The 21,958-nt window shown below is 70.8% G+C and carries 24 protein-coding genes; 11 read left to right on the forward strand and 13 right to left on the reverse strand.

Annotated elements, in window-relative coordinates:
* Positions 1 to 66 precede the first annotated feature (66 nt).
* Both NOD94_RS01125 and NOD94_RS01130 read right to left on the reverse strand, forming a co-directional pair.
* A complete protein-coding gene (locus NOD94_RS01125) occupies positions 67 to 1,182 on the reverse strand; it encodes an LLM class flavin-dependent oxidoreductase (protein WP_281203752.1) in 1,116 nt (371 codons plus the stop codon).
* A gap of 585 nt (positions 1,183 to 1,767) precedes the next feature.
* Positions 1,768 to 2,070: a hypothetical protein gene (locus tag NOD94_RS01130; RefSeq protein ID WP_281203753.1), complete on the reverse strand. Its 303-nt coding sequence runs from the start codon at positions 2,068 to 2,070 to the stop codon at positions 1,768 to 1,770.
* A gap of 138 nt (positions 2,071 to 2,208) precedes the next feature.
* Between NOD94_RS01130 and NOD94_RS01135 the strand changes: the two genes are divergently transcribed.
* The 5 genes from NOD94_RS01135 (at position 2,209) to NOD94_RS01150 (ending at position 5,181) form a co-directional block, all read left to right on the forward strand.
* The gene (locus NOD94_RS01135; protein ID WP_281203754.1) at positions 2,209 to 2,490 is read left to right on the forward strand and encodes a hypothetical protein; all 282 of its coding nucleotides are present in this window, start codon (positions 2,209 to 2,211) and stop codon (positions 2,488 to 2,490) included.
* A gap of 272 nt (positions 2,491 to 2,762) precedes the next feature.
* Complete coding sequence (locus NOD94_RS41350; RefSeq protein ID WP_348652299.1) at positions 2,763 to 3,488, forward strand: histidine kinase dimerization/phospho-acceptor domain-containing protein; 726 nt, start codon at positions 2,763 to 2,765, stop codon at positions 3,486 to 3,488.
* Positions 3,427 to 3,777, forward strand: coding sequence for a sensor histidine kinase (locus tag NOD94_RS41355; protein ID WP_348652300.1), 351 nt, complete (start codon positions 3,427 to 3,429; stop codon positions 3,775 to 3,777). The genes NOD94_RS41350 and NOD94_RS41355 overlap by 62 nt, the downstream gene beginning before the upstream one ends.
* Before the next feature lie 61 nt (positions 3,778 to 3,838).
* Positions 3,839 to 4,684: an endo alpha-1,4 polygalactosaminidase gene (locus tag NOD94_RS01145; RefSeq protein WP_281203755.1), complete on the forward strand. Its 846-nt coding sequence runs from the start codon at positions 3,839 to 3,841 to the stop codon at positions 4,682 to 4,684.
* Positions 4,685 to 4,827: 143 nt separating this feature from the next.
* Entirely contained in the window at positions 4,828 to 5,181 is a 354-nt protein-coding gene (locus tag NOD94_RS01150; RefSeq protein WP_281203756.1) for a hypothetical protein, read from the forward strand.
* Positions 5,182 to 5,298: 117 nt separating this feature from the next.
* Here the strand turns inward: NOD94_RS01150 and NOD94_RS01155 are convergent, their stop codons facing one another.
* From NOD94_RS01155 to NOD94_RS01165, 3 genes are all read right to left on the reverse strand, one after another.
* Positions 5,299 to 5,670: a low affinity iron permease family protein gene (locus tag NOD94_RS01155; protein ID WP_281203757.1), complete on the reverse strand. Its 372-nt coding sequence runs from the start codon at positions 5,668 to 5,670 to the stop codon at positions 5,299 to 5,301.
* A 172-nt stretch (positions 5,671 to 5,842) separates the two neighbouring features.
* Positions 5,843 to 7,108, reverse strand: coding sequence for an MFS transporter (locus NOD94_RS01160; protein WP_281203850.1), 1,266 nt, complete (start codon positions 7,106 to 7,108; stop codon positions 5,843 to 5,845).
* A gap of 17 nt (positions 7,109 to 7,125) precedes the next feature.
* Positions 7,126 to 7,665, reverse strand: coding sequence for a transcriptional regulator (locus NOD94_RS01165; RefSeq protein ID WP_281203758.1), 540 nt, complete (start codon positions 7,663 to 7,665; stop codon positions 7,126 to 7,128).
* Between the two features lie 179 nt (positions 7,666 to 7,844).
* Between NOD94_RS01165 and NOD94_RS01170 the strand changes: the two genes are divergently transcribed.
* Positions 7,845 to 8,300, forward strand: coding sequence for a TerB family tellurite resistance protein (locus NOD94_RS01170; RefSeq protein WP_281203851.1), 456 nt, complete (start codon positions 7,845 to 7,847; stop codon positions 8,298 to 8,300).
* A 130-nt stretch (positions 8,301 to 8,430) separates the two neighbouring features.
* On the opposite strand, the gene NOD94_RS01175 is transcribed toward NOD94_RS01170, so the two are convergent.
* The 3 genes from NOD94_RS01175 to NOD94_RS01185 form a co-directional block, all read right to left on the reverse strand.
* A complete protein-coding gene (locus NOD94_RS01175) occupies positions 8,431 to 9,360 on the reverse strand; it encodes a M56 family metallopeptidase (RefSeq protein ID WP_281203759.1) in 930 nt (309 codons plus the stop codon).
* Positions 9,361 to 9,366: 6 nt separating this feature from the next.
* Positions 9,367 to 9,765, reverse strand: a complete 399-nt coding sequence (locus tag NOD94_RS01180; protein ID WP_281203853.1) for a BlaI/MecI/CopY family transcriptional regulator — start codon at positions 9,763 to 9,765, stop codon at positions 9,367 to 9,369.
* A 368-nt stretch (positions 9,766 to 10,133) separates the two neighbouring features.
* On the reverse strand, positions 10,134 to 10,529 hold the full coding sequence (locus NOD94_RS01185; protein WP_281203760.1) for a DUF4118 domain-containing protein: 396 nt from the start codon (positions 10,527 to 10,529) through the stop codon (positions 10,134 to 10,136).
* Positions 10,530 to 10,823: 294 nt separating this feature from the next.
* On the opposite strand from NOD94_RS01185, the gene NOD94_RS01190 reads away from it, so the two are divergent.
* Both NOD94_RS01190 and NOD94_RS01195 read left to right on the forward strand, forming a co-directional pair.
* Positions 10,824 to 11,138, forward strand: coding sequence for a hypothetical protein (locus NOD94_RS01190; protein ID WP_281203761.1), 315 nt, complete (start codon positions 10,824 to 10,826; stop codon positions 11,136 to 11,138).
* Positions 11,139 to 11,873: 735 nt separating this feature from the next.
* Positions 11,874 to 12,383: a hypothetical protein gene (locus tag NOD94_RS01195; RefSeq protein ID WP_281203762.1), complete on the forward strand. Its 510-nt coding sequence runs from the start codon at positions 11,874 to 11,876 to the stop codon at positions 12,381 to 12,383.
* Positions 12,384 to 12,415: 32 nt separating this feature from the next.
* Here NOD94_RS01195 and NOD94_RS01200 read toward each other — a convergent pair whose 3' ends face one another.
* Together NOD94_RS01200 and NOD94_RS01205 are read right to left on the reverse strand one after the other, a co-directional pair.
* Positions 12,416 to 13,657, reverse strand: a complete 1,242-nt coding sequence (locus tag NOD94_RS01200) for a cytochrome P450 (protein WP_281203763.1) — start codon at positions 13,655 to 13,657, stop codon at positions 12,416 to 12,418.
* Positions 13,658 to 14,012: 355 nt separating this feature from the next.
* Positions 14,013 to 14,936, reverse strand: a complete 924-nt coding sequence (locus NOD94_RS01205) for a LysR family transcriptional regulator (protein WP_281203764.1) — start codon at positions 14,934 to 14,936, stop codon at positions 14,013 to 14,015.
* 143 nt (positions 14,937 to 15,079) lie between these two features.
* Between NOD94_RS01205 and NOD94_RS01210 the strand changes: the two genes are divergently transcribed.
* Positions 15,080 to 16,561 carry an MFS transporter gene (locus NOD94_RS01210; RefSeq protein WP_281203765.1) on the forward strand — a complete coding sequence of 494 codons (1,482 nt, stop codon included), beginning with the start codon at positions 15,080 to 15,082 and terminating at the stop codon, positions 16,559 to 16,561.
* 227 nt (positions 16,562 to 16,788) lie between these two features.
* Here the strand turns inward: NOD94_RS01210 and NOD94_RS01215 are convergent, their stop codons facing one another.
* Both NOD94_RS01215 and NOD94_RS01220 read right to left on the reverse strand, forming a co-directional pair.
* Positions 16,789 to 17,748 (reverse strand): NAD(P)H-binding protein, encoded by a 960-nt coding sequence (locus NOD94_RS01215; RefSeq protein WP_281203766.1) that lies wholly within the window; start codon positions 17,746 to 17,748, stop codon positions 16,789 to 16,791.
* 280 nt (positions 17,749 to 18,028) lie between these two features.
* Positions 18,029 to 18,469 (reverse strand): hypothetical protein, encoded by a 441-nt coding sequence (locus NOD94_RS01220; RefSeq protein WP_281203767.1) that lies wholly within the window; start codon positions 18,467 to 18,469, stop codon positions 18,029 to 18,031.
* Between the two features lie 139 nt (positions 18,470 to 18,608).
* Here NOD94_RS01220 and NOD94_RS01225 point away from each other — a divergent pair, with 139 nt between their 5' ends.
* Positions 18,609 to 19,508 carry an alpha/beta fold hydrolase gene (locus NOD94_RS01225; protein ID WP_281203768.1) on the forward strand — a complete coding sequence of 300 codons (900 nt, stop codon included), beginning with the start codon at positions 18,609 to 18,611 and terminating at the stop codon, positions 19,506 to 19,508.
* A gap of 216 nt (positions 19,509 to 19,724) precedes the next feature.
* On the opposite strand, the gene NOD94_RS01230 is transcribed toward NOD94_RS01225, so the two are convergent.
* Positions 19,725 to 20,339, reverse strand: coding sequence for a DUF6461 domain-containing protein (locus NOD94_RS01230; RefSeq protein WP_281203769.1), 615 nt, complete (start codon positions 20,337 to 20,339; stop codon positions 19,725 to 19,727).
* Between the two features lie 149 nt (positions 20,340 to 20,488).
* Between NOD94_RS01230 and NOD94_RS01235 the strand changes: the two genes are divergently transcribed.
* The gene (locus tag NOD94_RS01235) at positions 20,489 to 21,226 is read left to right on the forward strand and encodes a VOC family protein (RefSeq protein WP_281203770.1); all 738 of its coding nucleotides are present in this window, start codon (positions 20,489 to 20,491) and stop codon (positions 21,224 to 21,226) included.
* Positions 21,227 to 21,958 lie beyond the last annotated feature (732 nt).

The raw sequence follows: 21,958 nt of genomic DNA on the forward strand, positions 1-21,958 counted from the left end.
AACCAGGAGCGCCCGGACCGGGCCGAGGTGGCCGCGCCGACACCTCGGACGCTGTCGCGAGGGCGGTCACGTGGCCTCCGTCCCGGTCAGGGCGCGCAGTCGCGGAGCCACTTCCTCGCCCACCCGGTAGGCCTCTTCGAGGTGCGGGTAGCCGGAGAGGACGAACTCGTCGATGCCGAGGTCCCGGTACTCGGCGAGACGATGGGCCACTTCGTCGTGCGAGCCGACCAGCGCCGTCCCGGCTCCTTCGCGGACCAGGCCGATGCCCGCCCACAGGTTCGGTGCCACGGTGAGCCGGGCGGCGTCCGTGGCCCCGCCGTGCAGCGCGGTCATCCGGGCCTGCCCGGTGGAGTCCATGGTGGCGAACCGTTCCTGGCTCGCCCGCACGGCCTCGGGGTCGAACCCCGCAAGGATCCGGTTCGCCTCCGACCACGCCTCGGCGGCGGTGTCGCGGCTGATGACGTGCAGCCGCAGTCCGAACCGTACGGTGCGGCCGGCGGCCCGGGCCAACTCCTTCAACCGGGCGATCCGTACGGCCAGGGCTGCCGGCGGCTCGCCCCAGAGGAGCTGTACGTCGGCCTGCCGGGCGGCGACCGCCTCTGCGGCGGGAGAGGCCCCGCCGAAGTACAGGGTCACAGGGTGGAGCGGTTCGGCGCCGGTGAGCCGTGCCCCCTCGATCCGCAGGTGTGTCCCGTGGTGGTCCACCGTCTTGCCGTCCAGCAGCGACCTGAGCACCGACATCACCTCCTCGGTGCGGGCGTAGCGCTCGTCGTGCTCGACGTGGTCCCCGTAGGCGCGCTGTTCGGCCGGGTCGCCGCCCGTCACCACGTTCAGCGCGATCCTGCCTCCCGCGAAACGCCGGAAGGCATCGGCCTGTTGGGCGATCAGGGTCGGGCTGGCGAAGCCGGCGCGGAACGCCACCAGGAAGCCGATGCGGGTGGTGTGCTGCGCGAGCGCGGCCGTGAGGATCCATGGGTCCACGCAGCCGAGCCCCACCGGTGTCAGCAGGGAGTGGAAGCCGGCCTGTTCGGCGGCGCGGGCCACCTGGGTCAGGTACGGGATGTCGGCGGGCCGGCGGGTGGCGGCCCGGCTGCGGCCCTGGACGGCGGTGACGCCGCCCGGGTCGCGACCGTCCCCGCCCGTGGGCAGGAACCAGTGGAGCCGGAGTGGGTTTTCGGGCATGGGAGGACCTCGTCGAAGCAGCGGCGTGGCACGTGTCGCCGCCGTACGGGCGGTGGCACGTGTACACGGGCAGGAGGAAGGGTGGAACGGAGGCGCGGCTATGCGCGGGGTTTTCCGTACGGCTTCAGGTGCGGCGGATCAGCGGATCAACAGCCGTGCGTACGGAAGCGGTCGGCCCGACACAGCATGGTCGAGACACGCAGCAGATCTACGTGACGACGCGAAACGAGGACGGGGGCCATGGCCGTATCCTGTCGGCGCCGTTCGGGCATGTGCAACCGCCGTCCGCATCCTGGACCATTCTGTTCCGCATGGCGGGACGGGGAGTGGGAGGCGGAGGTGTGCCCGGTCCGGGAGCCCCCGCGTGCGCGCGCAAGAGGCCCGGAGTGCGGTCCGCTGACGGACCGCCGGGCGCCCATCGGCTCCGGTGCGGGCAACGGGGTTCCCGTACTCGCGGCCACCTCGGCCCCGCGCCGCGCCGCCCCGGAACGCGAGGGGTGGTTCGATTAATTTCCTGTCCGCGTGGAATTCAATTGCGCCCCCGTATGCGCTCGGCGCACTTCTCGTCCCGCATTTCCTGCTCCGTCAGCCCGGATCCGGTAACGTTTGTCGGTGCGGGCCGGCGGGGAGCGCGAGGATTTCGGTTCGTGGACGAGAATCCTGAGACCATCCGTGCTGCTGCGGCGCCTGGGCGAGTACCGTTCCGCTGGCATGTTTTCGGCCAAGCTGACTGATCTTCGATCGTCGAACGCGGGTCACATAAAGACCAATTACTGCCAGAGCGTCGCCAAGAAGCGCCGGATCCGGCCCATCGATCGCAACGTTGCCGTCGATCCGCTGCGTGCGCCCCAGGAGAATGTCCCGGCGCCAGGTCGATCCTGCGGCCATTTCCTTTCCATTGAGGTGGCCGGCGATAATTGGGTCCGCTCTTTCCGGACTTTCGCCTGGAATATTCCTCTACTCTCTAATCGTCCCCGGAGGATCGTCTTCCGGGTTCGGTCAATTCGTTTGTCCTCGGGAGGAATCATGAAGCGCACCCTTCGTACCCGCCTCGCCGCCGCCGCCGTGACGGCCATGGCGATGGCGGGCGCCGTGGTCATCGCGGCCCCGGCGGCCCAGGCCGCTCCCAGCGACTGCACGGCGTACCTCGCGGCCGCCGGCTACTCCAGCACGGACACCAACCTGGCCTGCACCGTGGGGGGTTCGGGCCTGCCGGCCGACCAGCTGCTGTGCCGCCTCATCCTGATGAACGTCTCGTCGGTGCCGCCGGCCCTCGCGCAGACCGCCTGTACGCTCGCCAAGCTGTGACGGGCCGGCCGGGCGGTTAGGCGCTGACCCGACCGGCCGGAACGGCTCGAATGATCGGCTCCACGCCCTGGGAAGACGCCCGAAACGTCTTCCCAGGGCTGTGGCATGCCTGCCCACCGCCAACCCGTTCGACGCGAGCCGCAACGAATTCGGCCCGTCCACCCGCCTGTCGCCCACCGTGCTCCGGTCACGCGGTCGTGACCGAACGGGCCGAGGCCGGCGACGGCGACCACCGAGGACCAGCGGCGACCACCAATGGTCATGGTTTGGCCATGGCTTGTTTAGCATGTCCTCCCGGTCACTACTCCGCCGCACGGCGGCGCGGCGCGAATCCTCCCGCCGGCCCCGTCCGCGCCGAGGTGCCGGACGTCCGGGGCGGCACCGCCTACCTGCTGGCCCGACCCTTCCACCATGACGAGACGCAGGAGGTGCGGGGCGCGGTCGTGGTCGCCGGCGATCCGGCCCACCGCATGGCCGAGCACGACCGGCTCGTCATGTCGGTACTCGTCGGAGCGGGACTGCTGACCACCCTGGCGGCCGGCACCGGCCACCTGCTCTCGGGGCGCAGCCTGCGCCCGGCGTGGGAGTCGCTGGAGGCCCAGGAGCGCACGCTCGCCGACACGGCCCACGAGCTGCGGACCCCGGTGGCGGTCATGCGCAGCTCGGTCGACGTCGCGGGCGCGGACCCCCGGGGCCTCGACCCCCATCTGCCGCGGATCCGGCGAGCCACCGAACGCCTCGCCGACGTAGTGGAGAACGTCCTCACGCGCGGCCGATTGCAGGCGGCCCATCGGGACGCGCTGCGCGCGGTGCCACTCAGGCTCGATCAATTGGTCGAGCAGACCTGCGACGAACTGTCGGCCGGTCGGCACGTCCTGACGACCTCTCTCGACGCTTCCGTCGTCACCGCGGATCCGGCTCTCGTGCGGATCGCCCGTGCGCAACCTCCTCGACAACGCCCTGCGGCACGGCCGCGTTCCCGGCGACCCCCCGGGTAGTGCGGAGGTGCACGTCATGGTCCGGGGCGCGACCGTGGTGGTGGCGGACCGGGGCCCCGGCATCGGGGCCGCCGACCTGCCCGCTCTGACGGAACGATTCCGCTCGCCCGGCGGCGGCACCGGCATCGGCCTGTCCCTGGTCTCCGAGATCGCCACCGCGCACGGCGGCGCCCTCACCGCCGACCTCCGCCCCGGAGGCGGCACGCTGGTCCGTCTCTCCCCCGACCGCCGGGACCAGCGTCCGGCCCACGGAGCGGGTCCGGTGCCCGGTCGGGGCCCCGCCTCATGAATTCCTCACGATCACTGGCGCAGGATGCGAACACCTCATCGCACCTCGCACTGGAGAACGTGTGCCGAAGCATTCCGCAACCCCCTTCCTGCGTCGCAAGTCGACCCTGGCCGCCGGCGCGACGGGCATCGTCCTGGCCGTCGGAGCGGGCCTGACCCTTTCGCAGGCCTCCGCCGGACAGAGCGCCGCCCCACGGCTCCCGGCGGCCAACGCGTCCTTCGACTACCAGATCGGGGCCGCGTACACGCCCCCGAAGGGCGTGAAAGCAGTCTCCCGCGACCGCTCCGACCGGCCCGCCCCCGGCCTGTACAACATCTGCTACGTCAACGCCTTCCAGGCCCAGCCCGATGCCCTCGGCTGGTGGCAGAAGAACCATCCCGACCTGGTGCTGCGCGACACCGCCAAGCGTCCCGTTCTCGACGAGGGCTGGGGCGAGGCGCTCCTCGACACCTCCACGGCCGACAAGCGAAACCGGCTCGCCAGGGTCGTCGGAGACTGGATCAAGGGGTGTGCGCGCAGCGGCTTCCAGGCAGTGGAGCCCGACAATCTGGACTCCTTCTCCCGTTCCGGGGGCCGCCTGACCCAAGCGCACAACGCGGCCTTCGCGAAGCTCCTCGCCGACCGGGCACACGCCGAGGGCCTGGCCATCGGCCAGAAGAACACGGCCGAGATGCTCTCCGACCGGACGAAGATCGGCTTCGATTTCGCCGTCGCCGAGGAGTGCGGCCAGTACAACGAGTGCGGGGACTTCGCGAAGGCCTACGCCAACCGCGTGTTCGTCATCGAGTACGAGAACGCCGGCTACGACCGGGCCTGCTCCGCCTGGGGATCGAAGCTCGCGATCGTGCAGCGTGACCTCGACGTCTCCGCCGCCGGCGCGCGGGGCTACCGCTACCGCGCCTGCTGAACCGCGGGGCCCCCACCCCTCTCGGGGGCCCCGCCCCGTCACCGGAACCCGGGAACGCCGACCGCCACGCGGACGGCCCGGCCGCCCGCTTCCGGTGACGGCCCCGCCGTGGCGGGACCGGGCAGCACTACTGTGAGCCAACCGTGAGCACCCGTGCCCTCTACGGGAACCGCAAGCGCCGGCCGCCGTTTCCACCGTTGCCCGCCGTGGCAGCCACCGCTCAAGCCGTCGACCTTGAAGACCTCGACCCGGGTGTACGGGGTGCCGCGGCGATCCGCGCGTGCAGCGTCTGCGCCCACCCCGTCCGGGGTGTGAACCTCCGCCAGGTCTGGATCTCACTACGGACGTCCGGCTCTGACGTTCTGCCCCTGCTGGTCAACGCCTGTTCGACGGCTTGCGCGGACGCGCTGCCCGAGCCGCCCGAGGGCTACGCCCGGATGCCGCACACGGGCGGACCGAACGTCGGCCCGCAGCCGACTCGTGAACGCCCTCGCTGAAGGGTGCTGCGGAAGGCGGCCACGGGCGATTCCGCGCGCGATCACGGATCGCAGCTCCCGCGGCTGCCGATGGTCGTGTTCGAGCTCCGGACGGTCACCCGGCGGGCGAGGTCGCTCCTACTGACGTTCCTCGATCCCGATGGCCTTCCTCAGTTCCTCGTGCGCCGTGCCGGGTTCACCCGAATGCTGTTCCAGTAGCGCGGCGGCGATGGCGTCCAGCTTGCGCTGGATGGCGTGCTCGGCCCGCCGTTCGGAGTTCTTCAGCAGGGCCAGCAGGAGCAGGGCGACGGAGGCCACGGCGTCGCCCGCCAGGTGCTGCCAGCTCTGGGACAGGTGGAGGGCGTGCACGACCACGACGTTGACCACCAGGGCCACGCACACCGTGAAGAAGACTGCCGAACTCGTGAAGTTGGAGGCCAGCTCGGCCAGCCTCTCGAACGGACCGACGCGGCCGTCCTCGTTCTTTTCGGCGGGATGTTCGAACGTCATGCCGAGCATCATCCCTTGTTCGACCACAGGTGAGACCGTGCCGGGCCGTACGGGATCAGCCGATTCCGGGGTCCACACGTCCGGGCGCCCGTACGCGGTCGTGGGGCACCGGCACCCGGCCGACGGGCCACCCGCCGGCTCCACCACCGCTACGCGACGCGGGGAACGCGGTCTACACGGCGGCCCCCTGAACGGGGATCCGGGATTCCGGGTGCTCAGGATCATCGGGCGGCGCGACGGCACGCAGCGCCGCCTCGACCCGCCGGTTGGTGGTCATGGTCGATGTGACGGCGGTCATGGTGAGGAGGAGTGCGGCGGCGGCGTAGAGCGGGGTGCGTACGTCGTACGTGGTGGCCAGCCAGCCGCCGAGGAAGGCGCCGAACGGGGCGGCGCACATGGCGAGCATGCGGGAGGTGGAGGCGACGCGACCCATCAGCCGGGCCGGGACGATCGCCTGCCGGAGGGAGGGCGCGAGCACCATCGTGGCGCCCATGCCCGCCCCGCATACGGCGAGCGCGAGCCCGGCCACGTACGGGTTCGGGGCGGCGGCAAGCCCCAGGATGGCAACCCCCTCGACCGCTGCCGTGCAGGTCAGCGCAGTACCGGTGCCGAGTCGTCGGCCGAGGAAGGAGGCGACTCCCGCGCCGAGCAGGCCGCCGGTGGCCTCCGCCGTCAGGAGCAGGCCGAAGCCGAAGGTGTCGATGCCGAGGCGGTCGTGCGCGAAGAGGGCGAGTACGGTCTCCACCGCGAGGAAGGCGACGTTCCCGACCGCCGGACGGAGTGCGAGCCCCAGCAGCAACCGATCCCGGAAGACGTACGAGGCCCCGGCCCTCGCCTGCCGAAGGAGCGACGCGCGGGCCTCCGGTGAGGGCCGGGGCGTGGCGGGCAGCGACCGGACGAGCAGTGCGGAGAGTGCGAACGACAGCGCGTCGAAGAGCAGCGGAACCGCCCGTCCGAACGCGAGCAGCGCACTGCCCAGGGGCGGGCCCACGAAGCCGGACGCGGTGGTCTGGGCCCCGCGCAGGCGGGAGTTGGCGCGTTCGAGGAGCGCGGGGTCACGGCCGAGGAGATCCGGCAGATAGGCCGTGGCGGCCGTGTCGAAGAAGAGTCCGCCGAGGCCGAGCAGGAAGGCGACGGCGGCGAGCAGCGGAATGCTCAGCACGTCGAGCGCGGCCGCTGCCGCCGGTATCGCGAGCAGCACCGCACGCACCGCGTCCGCGACCCACATCGTGCGCCGCCGGTCCCAGCGATCCACCAGCGCACCGCCGAGCACCCCGAAGAGCAGCCACGGCAGTGTCCCGGAGGCCGTGACGACGGCGAGCGCCATCGGATCCCGCGTCAACATCAAAGCGAGTAGCGGCAGCGCGGCATGCGATACCCCGTCGCCGAGCGAGGACACCGTCTGCGCGGTCCACAGCCGTCCGAACCCGGCCGGCAACTTCGTCATTCCTCGGGTCACTTGGCGTCCCCCTCGGCCTGCTCACGCCGTGCCGGGTGGAACAGCGCGAAGACGAGCGAGGCGTCCGGCAGTGAGGGATCGGACAGTTCCCGGTACTCGTCCGCCAGTGCCTGCAGCCGCGCCCCCAACTCCGCGAACTGCTCCTCGGTGAGGCGCAGATGAGCCATCCGTACGTGTCGCTCGCCATCCACCGGCGATGCCTCCAGGTCCGCCACCGCGTGCCGCATCAGCACGTCCGGCCCTCCCTCGCCCGGATCCGGCAGCGCGATCGACCGCGCGGCCATCGCGTAGTACCGCTCGGTGACCCCCCGGACCTTTCGCGTCCGCACCACCTTCACCAGGCCGGCCCGTTCGAGGAGTCGTACGTGGTAGCTGGAACTCCCCTTCGCGAGGCCCACCCGCTCGGCGATCTGCGTGATCGTCGCGGGCTCGAAGCGGAGCACGGCCATGATCCGGTGGCGGGTGAGATTGGAAACGGCGCGCAGCTGCTCGTCGGTGGTGACGTGGAACGTCTCGGGAAGGTCATCGGTAGGCATGTCCCCAATGGTCAACACTTCTTGACCATTGGGCAAGGGGTTTTCCTCGGACTTCCGGAATTGGTTGTCAGGGTGGTGAGGTCTCCGTTCCTCCCTACTGGTAGCTTCTACAGAGTTGTAGAAACATGATGGGTTCGGGCACCGGCCCGATACCGCCGTTCGAGGATTACGGAGTGGGCATGGCACTGTGGGACCGGATCAAGGAATCCGCATCGACGATGCAGACCCAGCTGGTGGCGAAGAAGAACGACCTCAAGAGCGGTGCGTTCCGCGACGCGAGCATGGCGATGTGCGCTCTGGTCGCCGCGGCCGACGGCACCATCGACCCTTCCGAACGCCGCCGGGTGGCACAACTCATCGCCAACAACGAGGTGTTGCAGAACTTTGACGCCGTCGACCTTCAGCGTCGCTTCGACGCGAACCTCGACAAGTTGGCGGCGGACTTCGACTTCGGCAAGGTCGCCGTCCTGCAAGAGGTCGCCAAGGCCAAGAAGAAGCCCGCCGAGGCCCGCGCGGTCATCCAGATCGGCATCGTCATCGGCGGCGCGGACGGCGACTTCGACAAGACCGAGCAGGCCGTCGTACGAGAGGCCTGCTACATCCTCGACCTGCCGCCCCACGAATTCGACCTCTGAGCACAGGAGAACGAAGGCCCGCGTCGCACACCGGGCATGGGAAACAGGTGGGGGCCGTCTTCGGACGCGTCGAGGCCCCCGCCCGACCCCCGGCCCCCGGCCCCGCTGTAGGGGCCGGGGACCGCGCTCCTTACAGCGGGGTCGCGGCCTTGAGGACGAAGAACAGCGTGATCGCCGAGTTCGCCGACGACAGGGCGGAGGCGGCCGTACCGGCGGCAGCGCCCCACACGGCGAGACCCGCGGCCGTGAAGACCGGCGGCCGGCGCGACGCCGCCGGCCCAGGAGCCAAAAGCGCGGCCACCCGCCGCGGCAGCGGACCCGCCGCAGCGAAGTGCGCGAGGGCCCGGCCGGGAGCACTCACCCGTACCAGAGCCGCCTTGGCCACGGCCCGGGCAACACCACGACGGCTCCCCGTCACCGACGCCGCCTCCTCGTCGGCCCACCGCTCGGTGGTGTAGGCGACCGACGCGTACAAAGGACGCAGGAACGGATTGGCGCACGCCGCCAGCCGCGCGGCCAACAGGAACCGGTGGTGACGGGCGTCCAGATGGGCCCGCTCGTGAGCGAACAGGGCCCGCCGCTCAGGCCCGTCGAGTTCCGCCAACATGCCGGTGCTCACCACGATCCGATCACGCCGTCCGGGCAACGCGAAGGCGAAGGCCGCGTCGTCGGGCAGTACGGCCACAGTCCGGTCCGGCAGGGAGGCAAGAGCGCGCCGGGCCACACGCCACACGTGGAAGTGGTGCCACGTGATCGACGCGCAGCCGGCGAGAGCGCCGAGCAACACGGGGATGGCCACCTTCCCCGCGACCTCGTCGTACGGCAACGCCGCGCGCACCTCCGGATCGGACCAACCGTCGGGCAGAGGGTTCCCGGGCAACTGCGCGGTCCCGACGACCATCAGCAACGCCAGGCACAGCGTGCTGCACGCCGCCAGAACGACCGCGATGGCGGTCAGCAGCCGGGTCGCGCTCCGCGGATGGAGATGGTGCTCGGCCAGCCGGGCGATGGGCCACGCGGTGAGCGGCAGCACCAAGGGCAGGAAGACGAAGACCCCCATCGGAGTTCAGCGCTCTCCCTCTTCGTCCACCTGCGCGAGCAAACCCCGCAGCAGGTCCTCGTCACCGGGGGACAACGACGTGACGAAACTCGCCAGCACCGCCTCCCGGTCGGCCTCGCCGTCCAGGACCTTGCGCATCCGCAGCGCCGCGAGCCCCGCCTCGTCGGCCACCCGCACCCACTCGAAGGAGCGACCGGCGCGCGCACGCTCCACGGCCCCCTTGGCGTGCAGGCGGGTCAGGATCGTGAAGACCGTCGTGTAAGCCAACCCGCCGGGCAGGCGCTCCTGCACCCACGCGACGGGCACCGGCCCCGGGGCGGTACCGAGCACGGCAAGAACCTGCGCCTCCAACTCGCCCTGCCCCCGCCGCGAGGGCGATGCGCCGTCCTTACTGTGCCGGGCCATCATGCTCAAGCCTCCCGTCCGGGGTATCGAGGTCTCAGGTGAAGTGCCCTTCATCGTACTGAGTACCGAGCGCCACGCAGCTCAGAGCCCTCCCGGCCTCACCGAACCGAACCTGCCGGGCCCGCACCCTCCGGATCCTCGAAGTTCCGCTCGCCGAAGGGGACCGTTGCCGGCCCCACGTCCCACCGACGGCCGCGCCCCGTGCTCCACGGCATCCATGCCCGCCATGGGCGAGAGGAAGCCGCTCCTGACCGCGTTCAGCGCCCCCATCCAGCGGTATCCGGCCGGCCCGGGGCACCGCGCTCCTCGCCACCGCGCCGGACCGGGCACCGTTCACGTGACCCGACCGGCCGCACGCGGAGCCCGGGTCACTGGTCCAGTCGGCGGTAGGCGGCGCGGGCATGGGTGATGCGGGCTGCCGCCGTGCCGGTGGTGGCGGCCACGAGCAGGCAGATGATGCGGGCGGGGTCGTGGGGGGCGGCCCAGGTGAGCTCCCCGATGGGCGGGGCGCCGAAGGCGTTGAGGATCGCCCAGCAGAGCAGCGCGGTACCGGGCGCGGCAGCGAGGCGGGCGCCGGTGCTGGTCAGGGCGACCACGAGCGACAGGACGACGAGGCCCGCGGTGGTGCCGCCCTGCCACCCGAGGAGGTTGAAGGCCATCACGACGGCCAGCGCCGCCGCGGTCGTCAGCGCCCACACGGAGGAAGTCGCTGTGGTGTCGGGAACGGGACGGCGGCCCGGGTGCACCGGTTTCCATTCGAGCATCACAGCCTCCTCCGCACCGGAACCCCACCGTTGGAGCCCCCGCCATGGTGCACCACCGGGCAGCGGTGGTCCTCCGAGAGCCGGCCCGGTGACTTCGACGGACGTGCCGTCCGGCTGGTCGGCGAGCCGTGGTGGGCCGTGTGCCATCGCCCCACTCGAAAAGGTGATGCGACGGGCTTCCTCCACGGCCCGACCCGCACCGGGCGACAGCGCTGTCCGGCGGTGCGTGATCCTCCATCACGGTCCCGAAGCGTCCACCGGTGAGCGGGCGGCGCACGCCGTCATCATGGGCTGGTGACTACATGGATGCGCTGCCACTGGGACGAGGAAGACGTCTGGTTCTACTTCGAGGTCGACGCCGAAGGGTGGGTCACCCGGCAGGTCGAACTCGAAGGGCCGCAGCTGACCCCGATCGCGGCCGCGTCCCTCACCGAATGGCAGCAGGCGTGTGACACGGGCTGCCTCGACGGGTACGACAGCAGGTTCGGGATCACAGCAGAACTGCCGGTCTCCGAGTGGGAAGGCCATGACGCCGAGGAGTTGACCTCTGACGAGTTCGAGGAGGTCTGGGGCTCCGCCCGTCGGCAGATCGTGGTCGGGCCGTCGTGATCGCTGTCAGGGGCGGGCGGTCACTTTGCCCCGACCGGCCGCCTTCACCAGGCGTAAGCCGGTGATCACCGGGGCAGGTCTTCGCGCATGCCCGAGGACTCTTCCCAGCTTGTCGACGCCATCGCCGCAGCCGTGCGGAACGGGGACGACCACCGTATTTCCCTCCTGCTGGACCGGTTCAGGCATGTGGCCGAACTCCCCGATCTGATACGGCTGAGGTACCGGCTCATCGGCGCGCCGACCCGTCACGGTGCATGAGCACGCCCGGTGACCCGTGCGTCGGCTCCTGGCCGCCCGCACCCCGTGGAACCCGACGCCCAACGAATGGGGCCCCAACTCCGGTTGCACACCAGGGCGTGACCCGTCCCCCGTGCGGGGGAACCGGACCGCATCCGATGGCTGATGCGGCGGAGCGCGCCGACGTGCAGCCTTGGACTGAGTTCGCCTGGTGGAACTCCGCAGCCGACGAACTCGGCCGGGCACGCGGCTCGTTGCTCCAGAGGCGGCCCGCACCCGGACGAGATCCCGTCCGCGCGGACCGCTCGGCGGTGGCACGCAAGTCGGCGGCGCGACGCGTACGCATGAGGGGGACGAGGCACAGTGCAACAGGATGCCCGAACGACCACGGACGGCGGAACCGGTGTTCGGCGGCTGCCGAACGTGCCCCGTTGGGCCGAGGTCGCGGCCCACGCCGTACCACTGGCCGTACTGCCCTCGGGGCTGTGGAGGATCGCCTTGGTGGTGGAATTCCCGGACTGGTACGGCGAACACCACTGGCAAGCATGGGAACGGCCGTACATCCTGATGCTCACCATGATCTCGGAGTGCCTCGCGCTGCTCACGCTCGGGCTGATTCGCCCGTGGGGCGAGGTGATCCCGCGCCGGATCCCATGGCTGGGTGGCAGACGCATCCCGATACGCGCTGCCGTCATCCCCGCCGCAGCGGGCGCCGTCGCGGTCACCGCGCTGTGCGCCTATGCCACGCTCAACCACTTCTTCCATTTCGTGCCGCCGCTGAACAGCAACGGCGAGTGGTTACCGACGAGTGGACCGGGCAAGTGGGCCCTGGTGATCTGTTACGTACCGCTGCTCGCTTGGGGGCCCTTGCTCGCCGCGGTCACGGTCGCCTACTACCGCCGTAGGCGCGCTGACCGCCGGGGGGAACTGCCGCGGTGGACCGAAATGCCCTTCGAAGCGATGGCCACCAGGAGCCCGCCACCGGCGACCGGCAACGGTCCACGGTGAGCCGTTCCGGGCACACCTTCCGGAGGCAACCGTCAGGGTACGCATCCTGCGGCAGGGGTCGGTGTGAACTCCACCAGCAGGGACTTCGGCCCACGGGTGAAGACCCCCTGCTCGGCGGGGTCGTAGCCGTCGGCGGGCCGAACGCCCGGCATGGCGTCGAGGAGTTGGTTGACAGAGGTCTCCACCTCGGCCTTGGCCAGTAGCGCGCCGACGCAGAAGTGCCGCCCGAGCGCGAACGCCAGGTGGTCCGCTGCCGCGGAGAAGGCGGTGGTCGCCGTGAGGTCGTCGCGGAAGATGTCGAAGCGGTCCGGGGCCTTGTAGCGCCCCGGATCACGGTTGGCTGCTCCGATGAGGCAGGTGACGGTGGAGCCGGCGGGAATCGTGCCCCCGCTCGTCAGGACCTCGGTGGCGGACTGACGCATGATCATGTGCACCGGCGGGCTGTAGCGCAGTGTCTCCGCGAAGGCCCGGTCGATCAGTCCGCGGTCCTCTCGTACGGCCTCGAGCTGGTCGGGGTTGGCCAGGAGGTTCGAGAAGAGGCCGGCGATGGCCTTGTCCGTGGTCTCGGCACCCGCGGTGAGCAGCAGGCTGCAGAAGGCCTTGATGTCCTCGTCGCTCATGCGCACCCCGTCCACCTCGGCGGTGCAGAGCGCGGACAGTAGGTCATCACCGAGGTTCTTCCGCCGGTCGCTGATGATCGGCAGCATGTACGCGGCGAACTCGGCCTGTGCCCGGACGCCGGCCGCCGCGCACTCGGGATCACCGGACAGGTTGGCCGTGAACGCCACGAAGGCCCGGTACCAACCGCCGATCTGCTCGTGCCCGGACCGGTCCAGCCCGAACATGTCGGCGATGACCGAGATGGGGAAGTGGGACGCGAAGCCACTCACCAGATCGACGGAGCCGGCGGCGCGGAACCCGTCGATCAGCTCACGCGCGTTGCGTTCGATGACCGGAAGGACCTTCTCCCGCAGCTCGTTGCCGCGGAAGGCGGGAGCCACCAGAGCCCGCCGGGTGGAGTGCTCGCGCCCGCTCAGCTGGAGAAGGGTCTTCCCGTGCACGGGCTCGGCCTGCCAGGCGTAGTTGTCCGTGGTGAAGAGCGACTCCTTGTCCTTGAAGGCCCGAGCCACGTCCTCGTAGCGCGAGATCAGGTAGCTCTGCGTCGCCTCGTGCCAGAGCAGGGGAGTGTTCTCGCGCAGGGCGCTGTAGGTCGGGTACGGGTTGTCGGCGAATTCCTGGGACAGGATGTCCGGGACGTTGTGGACGGCGGTCATGGAGTCCCCCATCGGCTTGGCTTCCGTCACACCGGCTCTACCGGCGTCGTCATGTCCGGCCGTGCTGCCGTACCGCGCTCTTCACCCCGACTGGACGGACGTCCGGCGAACTCAGCCGGGAGGAGCGGGGGTTGCGTTCGGATCGATGGTGTCCGCCCGGAGGGGTCCCTTCAAGGAAACACCACACCGTCCCCCCTCGCCAGGGCTTGGGCAACTCATCGCGGGTGGTCCGCGACCCGGCCCGGGACCCGAGTCGACGCGAGGGGCGACACGGACAGCTGAGGACACGGAGTCTCGGCGATGACCGGCTTGGAGGGTGGGATCCGGAGTCGGGCCGACAGCTGCTGTCGCGCGGTCAGACGAGCATCGGGCTCCCAGGAGCGGCGGGCGCCATGTCCCGAGCGATCGCGTGTGCCGTGCGGCCGAAGAGTTCCGTCACCCGGCTGCTGCCACCGGAGCGCCACATCAGGCCGTACGCCAGAGGGTTGTCCCCTTCCACAGGGACGTAGGAGACGCCGGGTCGACCGTGGTACAGCGCGACGTGGGCCCCCGCCAGCCAAGCCCCCTTGCCGCCCGCGACGAGCGTCAGCGCCTCCTGGAAGTTGGTGATGGACGGGCCCCGCCCGATCGGCCTGCCGCTGGGGGTGCGCGTCGGCGTCCGATGCTCCAGCCAGTAGTCCGGAACGTCTCCGGCGATCGTCAGCAACGGCACACCCGCCAAGTCCTCAAGCGTCACCGAGTCCCGTCCGGCCAGGGGATGCCCGACGGAAACGGCCAGCACCCTGCCCTCGGCGAGGAGCGTCGGTCCGCGGGTCACATCGTGCTCGAACACCGGGAATTCCGTCAGCTGAAGGTCGAAATCACCTCTCCGAAGCATTCCGTACGGATCGGAGAGCGGTACCTCGCACACCTCGACGACGAGTTCGGGGTGGGTGGCCCGCAGCTTGTCGGTCGCCTTCATCACCATTTCTCCGGCCAGGGGCGTGGAGAAGCCGACGTGCAGGACTCCCTCGATGCCGCGTGCCGACGCAACGGCGCGCGCCAGGGCGCTCTCGATGCCGCGGTAGTGGGGTTCGAGGTCCTCGCGAAGGCGGCTGCCCAGACCGGTGAGCGCCACGCTACGGCTCGTGCGCGTGAACAGGGGAGCTCCCACGCGGCGCTCCAGCTTCTGGATGAGCTGACTCACCCGGGCGCGGGAGAGACGCAGGCGGGCGGCGGTCCGGCCGAAGTGCAGTTCCTCGGCGAGGACGAGAAAGCAATCGAGTTCGTTCTGGTCCACGTAGGTCTCCGGAAATCGCCTGGGAGATGGATCGGTAAGCCCGGCTGTCCGAACGTTGCGATCATCGCTGTTGTTCCCGACGGGCACGTGGCGAAGGCTTGACGCATCACCAACACCCACCAATCCGGAAGGACTTCATCGTCATGACTGCCTTGAGTACTTCGAGCGGACTGGACGCGCGCAAGTGGGGCGTCCTGCTCGTGCTGTGCGGCGCGATCTTCCTCGAAGGCATCGACGTCGCCATGCTCAATGTGGCGCTGCCGTCGATCCGCGCCGACCTCGGACTCTCCACCGGTGAGCTGCAGTGGGTCATGAGCGCCTACGTACTCGGCTACGGCGGCTTCATGCTCCTCGGCGGACGGGCGGCCGACCTGTTCGGACGCCGTCAGATGTTCGTCTTCTGGCTCACCGTCTTCCTACTGTTCTCCGGGCTCGGCGGATTCGCCACCGAGGGGTGGACGCTGATCGTCGCGCGGTTCATCACGGGCGTCGCCGCGGCCTTCATGACCCCGGCGGGCCTGTCCATCATCACGACGGGCTTCGCCGAGGGCCCGGAGCGCAACAGGGCCTTGCTCCTCTACTCGGGCACCGCCGCCGGAGGGTTCACGATCGGACTGGTCGCCGGCGGACTGCTCACCTCCCTCGGCTGGCGGTGGGTCTTCTTCGCCCCGGTCGTCCTCTCCTTCCTCATCCTCGTCGCCGCCCTCGCCATCGTCCCCAAGTCGGAACGCCCGGACAGAACCGGCAAGCGGGTCGACGCCGCCGGCGCGTTCACCGTCACCACTGCCCTCGTGCTGATCGTGCTGGGCGTCGAGCGTGCGGCCCACGCCGGGATCACCACCAGCGCCGGCACCCTGCTGGCCGGGCTGGCGTTCCTCGTGGCCTTCCTCGTCATCGAACGGCGCTCCACCGAGCCGCTGGTGCGCATGGGCGTCTTCCGCAACGGCTCCCTGGTGCGGGCGAACCTATCGGCGATGCTGTTCGCCGCCGGGTTCTTCGGCTTCCAGTTCCTGGTGGTGCTCTACCTCCAGGAACTGCGCGACTGGTCGACGCTGCAGACGAGCTTCGCGATGCTGGTCATCGGGGTCGACGCGATCCTCTCGCCGACGCTCACCCCGTGGCTGGTCAACCGCTTCGGCAACGCCAAGGTGATCTTCGGCGGTCTCCTGCTGGCGGTGCTCGCCTACGGGCTGTTCCTCCCGCTGGGAGCCGACTGGAGCTACGCGGCGATGTTCCCGGGCCTGATCATCCTCGGCCTCGCGTTCTCCCTCGCGTACGGCCCGCTCACCATCGTGGCCACGGAGGGGATCGCGGAGGAGGAACAGGGGCTCGCGGGCGGTCTGCTCTACACCGCCTTCCAGTTCGGCGCCGCCCTGGGGCTCTCCGCGGTCACCGCCGTCAGCGTGTCCGCCACACGGGCGGAGACTCCCGCCGCGCTGTTGGACGGGTACCGGGCCGGTCTGCTCGTGCCGTTCGCGGCGGCCGTCGTCGCCGCTTCGATCAGCGCCTTCGGCCTGCGCCCCCGGCGGGGCGCCGGCGCCGCACCGTCCGCCCCGGGGGAAACCGCGCCGGACGCCGTGCTCGACGCCGGCGCCGAGCGAACCGACACCGTCCTGGCGCGCTGACCCGCGAGATCAAGTACGCGATCAGGGCGATCAGGGCCACTGTCGACCGTCGCCACCGTGCGCGCGCCCGAGCGCTGGTGCCCGTACGGAAGATCGCCGACGGCGAACCGTCGCCCGGCTCGCCGCGTACCCGACCACGTACGACCCACCTACCCGCCGGGTCTTCGAGCGAGGGCCACCAGAGGCCGAAGGCCGGTGGCCCGGCAGTCGGATGGGGGCTTGAGAGGTCAGCGGAACGAGTCGATGTTCTCGCGCACCCATTCGTCGTAGGTGCGCATCGGACGGCCGATGATGTCCTCGACGGACGGCCGCTGATCGGCCGTCCACCGGGCGAGTTCGGCGAACCGGGCGCCGTACTCCTCCAGGGCGTACAGCGTCACGTCGATCGCGCCGCCGGGCCAGCCCCGACGTCGCCAGATCGCCCGACTCTCGTCCGGCGCCAGCTCGACCGCAGCGATGTCGCGGCCGAGGGCGCTGGTGATGCTCCGTACGCGTGAACGTGTGCTCAGCGGCGGGCCCACCGCCTCGACGACCATCCCGGTGAAGTCATCGCCGATCAGGGCCGCGGCCGCCACGGCGGCGAGGTCCTCCTCATGGATGAAGGGGTAGTGGCCGTCGCTGAGGAAGGCCTCACGGACCACTCCATCGGCGCGGACGGTGTCGGACCAGTCAGACCCCGTCGCCGGGTAGGTCCCCTCGATGACGGCACCCATCACGGCCGACGGCCGGATGTGCGTCCACGGGATGGTCGAGCGCTCCACCGCCCTCTCGATCGCCAGCCAGAACCAGGTCTCCGGCGGGTTCGCCTGCTCGTACTCGGGCCCGTGTGACGACAACACGACGATCTTCCTCACGGCGGCGTTCCGCGCCGACGTCAGGGCTTCCCGGACCGTGGACGGATGGGCACCGGCGAGGAACACGGCCTCGACGCCGTCGAAGGCTCGGGTGCACTCCAGGGGCCGGGTGATGGAACCCCGGACGACTTCGACCGCGTCGGGCCAGCCGTCGCACTGGTCCGGTTCGGCGAGCACCCGCACCCGGCGACCCAGGGCGAGCAACTCTCGCGCCAGGCACCGGCCGACGACCCCGGTCGGGCTGTTGCCTTCGTCCTTGCGCGGGCTGACGACGGTCAGTAGGTGGACGCCTTCGGTTTCCGGCGCCGTCTCATCGTTCTCGAACCTCTTCACAGCAAGACCTTTCAACGCGTGCGCGTGGATCTTGCACCTGGCCCGGACACCGCACGGCCTCCGCCGTGCCGCGTGAACGCAGAACCAAGGCTGCGGATCGAAGTCGGTGAGCCTACCAGGAGCCTCGACCGGACTCGGGAGTAGTGCGGTCCCGCACTCCGTGCAGCCCCCAACTCCCCTCGCCGCGACCGGTGCGCGAGGTCGGGGCGACCGTCGCGGGGGAGAGGACCCCCGCCCCGGGTGGTCCGCCCGGCACCGGGTGGCCACCCGCCCGGAGCGGCTAGAAGGGGTCCGGGTCGATCTGCACCCGGCCGGTGGAGGCGGCACAGACGTCCCAGCGGTCGCCGGTACGGCGCAGGTCCAGGACGACCGCCATCGGGGCACCGGCCTCGGGAGCGAGGTCCACGTTGACGGAGGCGCTGTCGCCGGTCTCGGTGGAGGACACGATGTGGTGCCCGAAGGCGGACGCCGCGAACCCCCGCAGGGTGGTCGTGGGATCTTCCTGCCCGCTCGGGCAGTCGCTGTCCGGCCCGCGCACCGGAACGGCACCCTCGCCGCCCACGGCGTCGAGGTAGGAGTCCACCGCCCGGTGGAGCGGGCCGCGCCCCAGCGCACCGGTCCCCGTGAACACCACCGCCATGACGATCGCGGCCACGGCCGGCGGTATCCCCACCGCGAGGACCACGAACCACCGGCCTGCACCTCGTCCGTCCCTTGCCATCCAGCCTCCTTCCGCCGTGGCCCGAGGACCCGGCCCCTGGCCCCGCACTGCTGCGACTGCCCGGAAGGACGCAGCACCGCCCGCGGCCGTTCCCGGTCCGTGCCTCTCCCCGCCCGGCGCCGCTCTCTACGATGTCGCCATGACCCTCCCGGGGCGGCAACAGCCGCTGATACGCGTCCTGTACGACGAGTCCCGCAGCGACCTGCGTGCCCCCGACCGCCCCCGCCCGCTGCGGCTCTACCTGTGGGAGCCGGACCGGCCGTGCGTCGCACCCGCCCCGCTCGTCTTCGTCTCGCACGGCACCGGCGGGTCGGGCGGCGAGATGCGGTGGCTGGTGCGTCCGCTGCGCGAGGCGGGTTTCCGGGTCGCCGCGCTCGACCACCACGGCAACAACTTCGTCGACGGCTACGAGCCGGAGGGCTTCCTGCACGTGTGGGAGCGGCCGCGGGACGTCTCCTTCGCCCTCGACGCCCTCGACCGCGAGCAACCCCTCGGCCCGGTCGGCGCCGCGGGCTTCTCCCTGGGCGGCTACACGGCGGCGGCCCTGGCCGGTGCCCGGGTCGATCCCGGGGTGCTGTGGGCGGTGCTGACCGGGGAGGTCCCGTTCCCGGAGATCCCCGAATTCCCCGGGGTTCTGGAGGAGCTGCGCAAGACGTTCCCGCCGATCGAGGAGTCCCGCCGGGCGCTGGAGGCCGCGGCGGCGGACCTCTCGGACAGCCGGGTGCGCGCGGTGTTCCAGGTGGCCCCGGGCGTCGGAGGTCTGGTGACCCCGGAATCCCTGGCGACCGTCCGGGTGCCGGTGGGCATCCGGTGGGGCGGGGCGGACACGATCACCCCGTACGAGAGCGACACCCGCCCGTACCTGGAGCACATCCCCACGGCCCGCGGCCGCTCGGCCGGTCCCGAGGTCCGCCACGACGACTTCTTCGCGCCGGAACCGGCCGACCCGCAGGTCCGCCTACGGGTCGGCGCGGAGGCGGCCGGCTTCTTCCTGGAACACCTGGTAGGACCCTCGCGGCTTCCCGCGGCCGGTGTGTGAGAGCCGGCGGGGCCGCCTCGCGGGCCGTTGACGAGACATTGGCGGCCGGGCGCGTACGGGTCCACCGGCCGTTGGGGAGCCGCGCGGGCGTTCGGGCCGTTCGGCCCGTGTCGGGGTGGACAGCCGACAAGCTACGACACTCGCCGGTGGCATCCGTCCTCGTCCACGCCGCACCGCGTTCACAGGGGCCGGTACTGGAAGCACGAAGGACGGACGTCATCGAATCCGGATGGTGGCGCAGGTGAACGTGGTGTCCTGGAGCAGTGCCGGGGTGATGGCGACGCCGGTCAGGTGCTCTGCCAGAGCGAACGCCGCCGGCGCGGACAGGTCCGTTTCCGGAGCCTCCTCGAAAGTCTCCTCGAAATGGAAGCCGATCTGCCGTATGACGTCGAGAAGTTCGTCCGGTGTGGTCCCCCACCTGTCCTCCGGGAACATGGGGTCGAAGCAAAGCCGCAGGACCTGGTCCTCCGCCCAGAGGAACGTACCGACGGCGTTGACGTTCACGAAGTGGGAGACCCAGCTCGCCCCGGTCGAGGCCGGCAGGGCTCGATCCTCGGTGACGCCGAGGTAGCCGTTCGGCTCGATCAACAGCGTCCAGGCACCCACGGTCGTCATGGCGACCAGCTGACGTTCGCCCTCGGTCAGGTCGTACTGAGCGAAAGCCGCGTCGACCACAGCGGCCATACCCCGCAAGGGCTCCTCTTGCCGGCCTTCGAACCGGGACCTGACGTCATCCGGTGACAACCCCCGCACGAGCGTGAAGCAGTAGGCCTCGGCGAGGTCCGGAAAGTCGTTCTCGAACCACGCGTAGTCCGCTCCGGTCTTCGTCATGCCGCCCATCCTCCCTCGTGTCGCCGACAGCGGAAGCGCGCCGGTGCCGTCGAGGGGGAGCGGCTGGGAACCATGGGCATGGTCACCGCCGGGGCAAGGACACGTCGTCGCCGTGGCCCGGGCCGACGGCGACTTCTAGGATCTCCGGCATGGCGACAAGACTCGTACAGATCAATATGAAGGCCCAGGACGACTCCGTACTCGGCCGGTTCTGGGCGGAGGCTCTCGGGTGGGGTGTCGACAGCGAGGCACCCGGTGTGACGAACCTCGAACCCGTCGGTTTCGCCTACCCCGACCCCGTGGCCGTCTGCGTCGACATCGTGGCTCGCCCGGAACCCAAAACGGTGAAGAACCGGGTCCACATTGATCTGGCCACCACCTCGACCGCCCATCAGGCGGAGTTGGTCGCGCGCCTGCGGGATCTGGGCGCGACGCTCGCCGACGTGGGTCAGGGCAACGTCCCCTGGACGGTGATGGCCGATCCGGAGGGCAACGAGTTCTGCGTCCTGGAACCCCGTCCGATCTACCAGGACACCGGGCCGATCGCCGCGGTGGTGGTCGACTGCACCGACCCACGAGCGATGGTCCGGTTCTGGGGCGGGGCGATGGATTGGACGCTCCACGACGTCAGCAACGACCAGGCGACGATGCGTTCCGCGCAAGGCGTCGGCCCCTACCTGGAGTTCATCCGCACCCTCGACGCGAAGAGCGTGTGGAACCGCGTTCACCTCGATGTCCGCCCCTACCCCGGTGACGACCTGAAAGAGGAAGAGGCTCGACTGCGCGCCCTGGGCGCCACCGACCCCGGCATCGACCGGTCCGACATCTCCTGGACGGTTCTGGCCGACCCGGAAGGCAACGAGTTCTGCCTCCTCACTCCTCGCTGACCTCGATCAATCGCTCCGGCCGGTTGCGTGCGATCGGCCGGAGTCCGGGGCTGGTGGCCGCGGCGTCCGGTGCCGAGGCGTTGACGGCTACGGGCTGGGCCGGACCGTCAGGGGGCCCACCGCCGGGACTTCTGGGTGGGACCGGTCTCTCCCGCACGCGGGAAACGATCATCTGTCCGACGCAAATCGATTTTCCAGGGCCTCGTGCATGCCAGATCGGAGGGCTCGTGAACAGCACGTCGTCAGCGTCCCGGAAGGCTGCCCAACGCGGCCCGAGTGCTGAGTGTCTCCGGACCCGAGCGCGAGCCGGGCCGCCCGGGGGAGGCGTGGGCACCGCCTCCCTGGTGGTCTTCTGGTGACGGGTGGGTTACGGCCCGCTACGGCACCCGGCATGGTGTCGTTGGGCTGCGTATGGACCAGAGAACCGTTCCAGCACCGAGGGGTTCCGCCGATGTTGTGGCGGGCGCCGGTTGGGTTTGCGATTCCCCGATCTACGACGCCCTTGAGCGTCAGTGGCTCCAGGAGGGCCGGGCGATTCCCGGCGGCGAAGGCTCCGTGCCGACGGGCAGGCATCGGGCAGGGGAGGGCGACCTGTTCCGCCGCGGCTGACCGGGCGAGGGTCCCACCTCCACCGCCGGCCCCGAGGGGCCGCCGCGGGCCCACGAACAGGGCCGTGTCCTGGACGGGGCCGGGGCGGACACCGGTGTCAGGGGCCCCGGGCGGCGGCCGCCC

This window comes from Streptomyces sp. Isolate_45, assembly GCF_024721315.2.
In the GTDB taxonomy this organism is placed as follows: domain Bacteria; phylum Actinomycetota; class Actinomycetes; order Streptomycetales; family Streptomycetaceae; genus Streptomyces.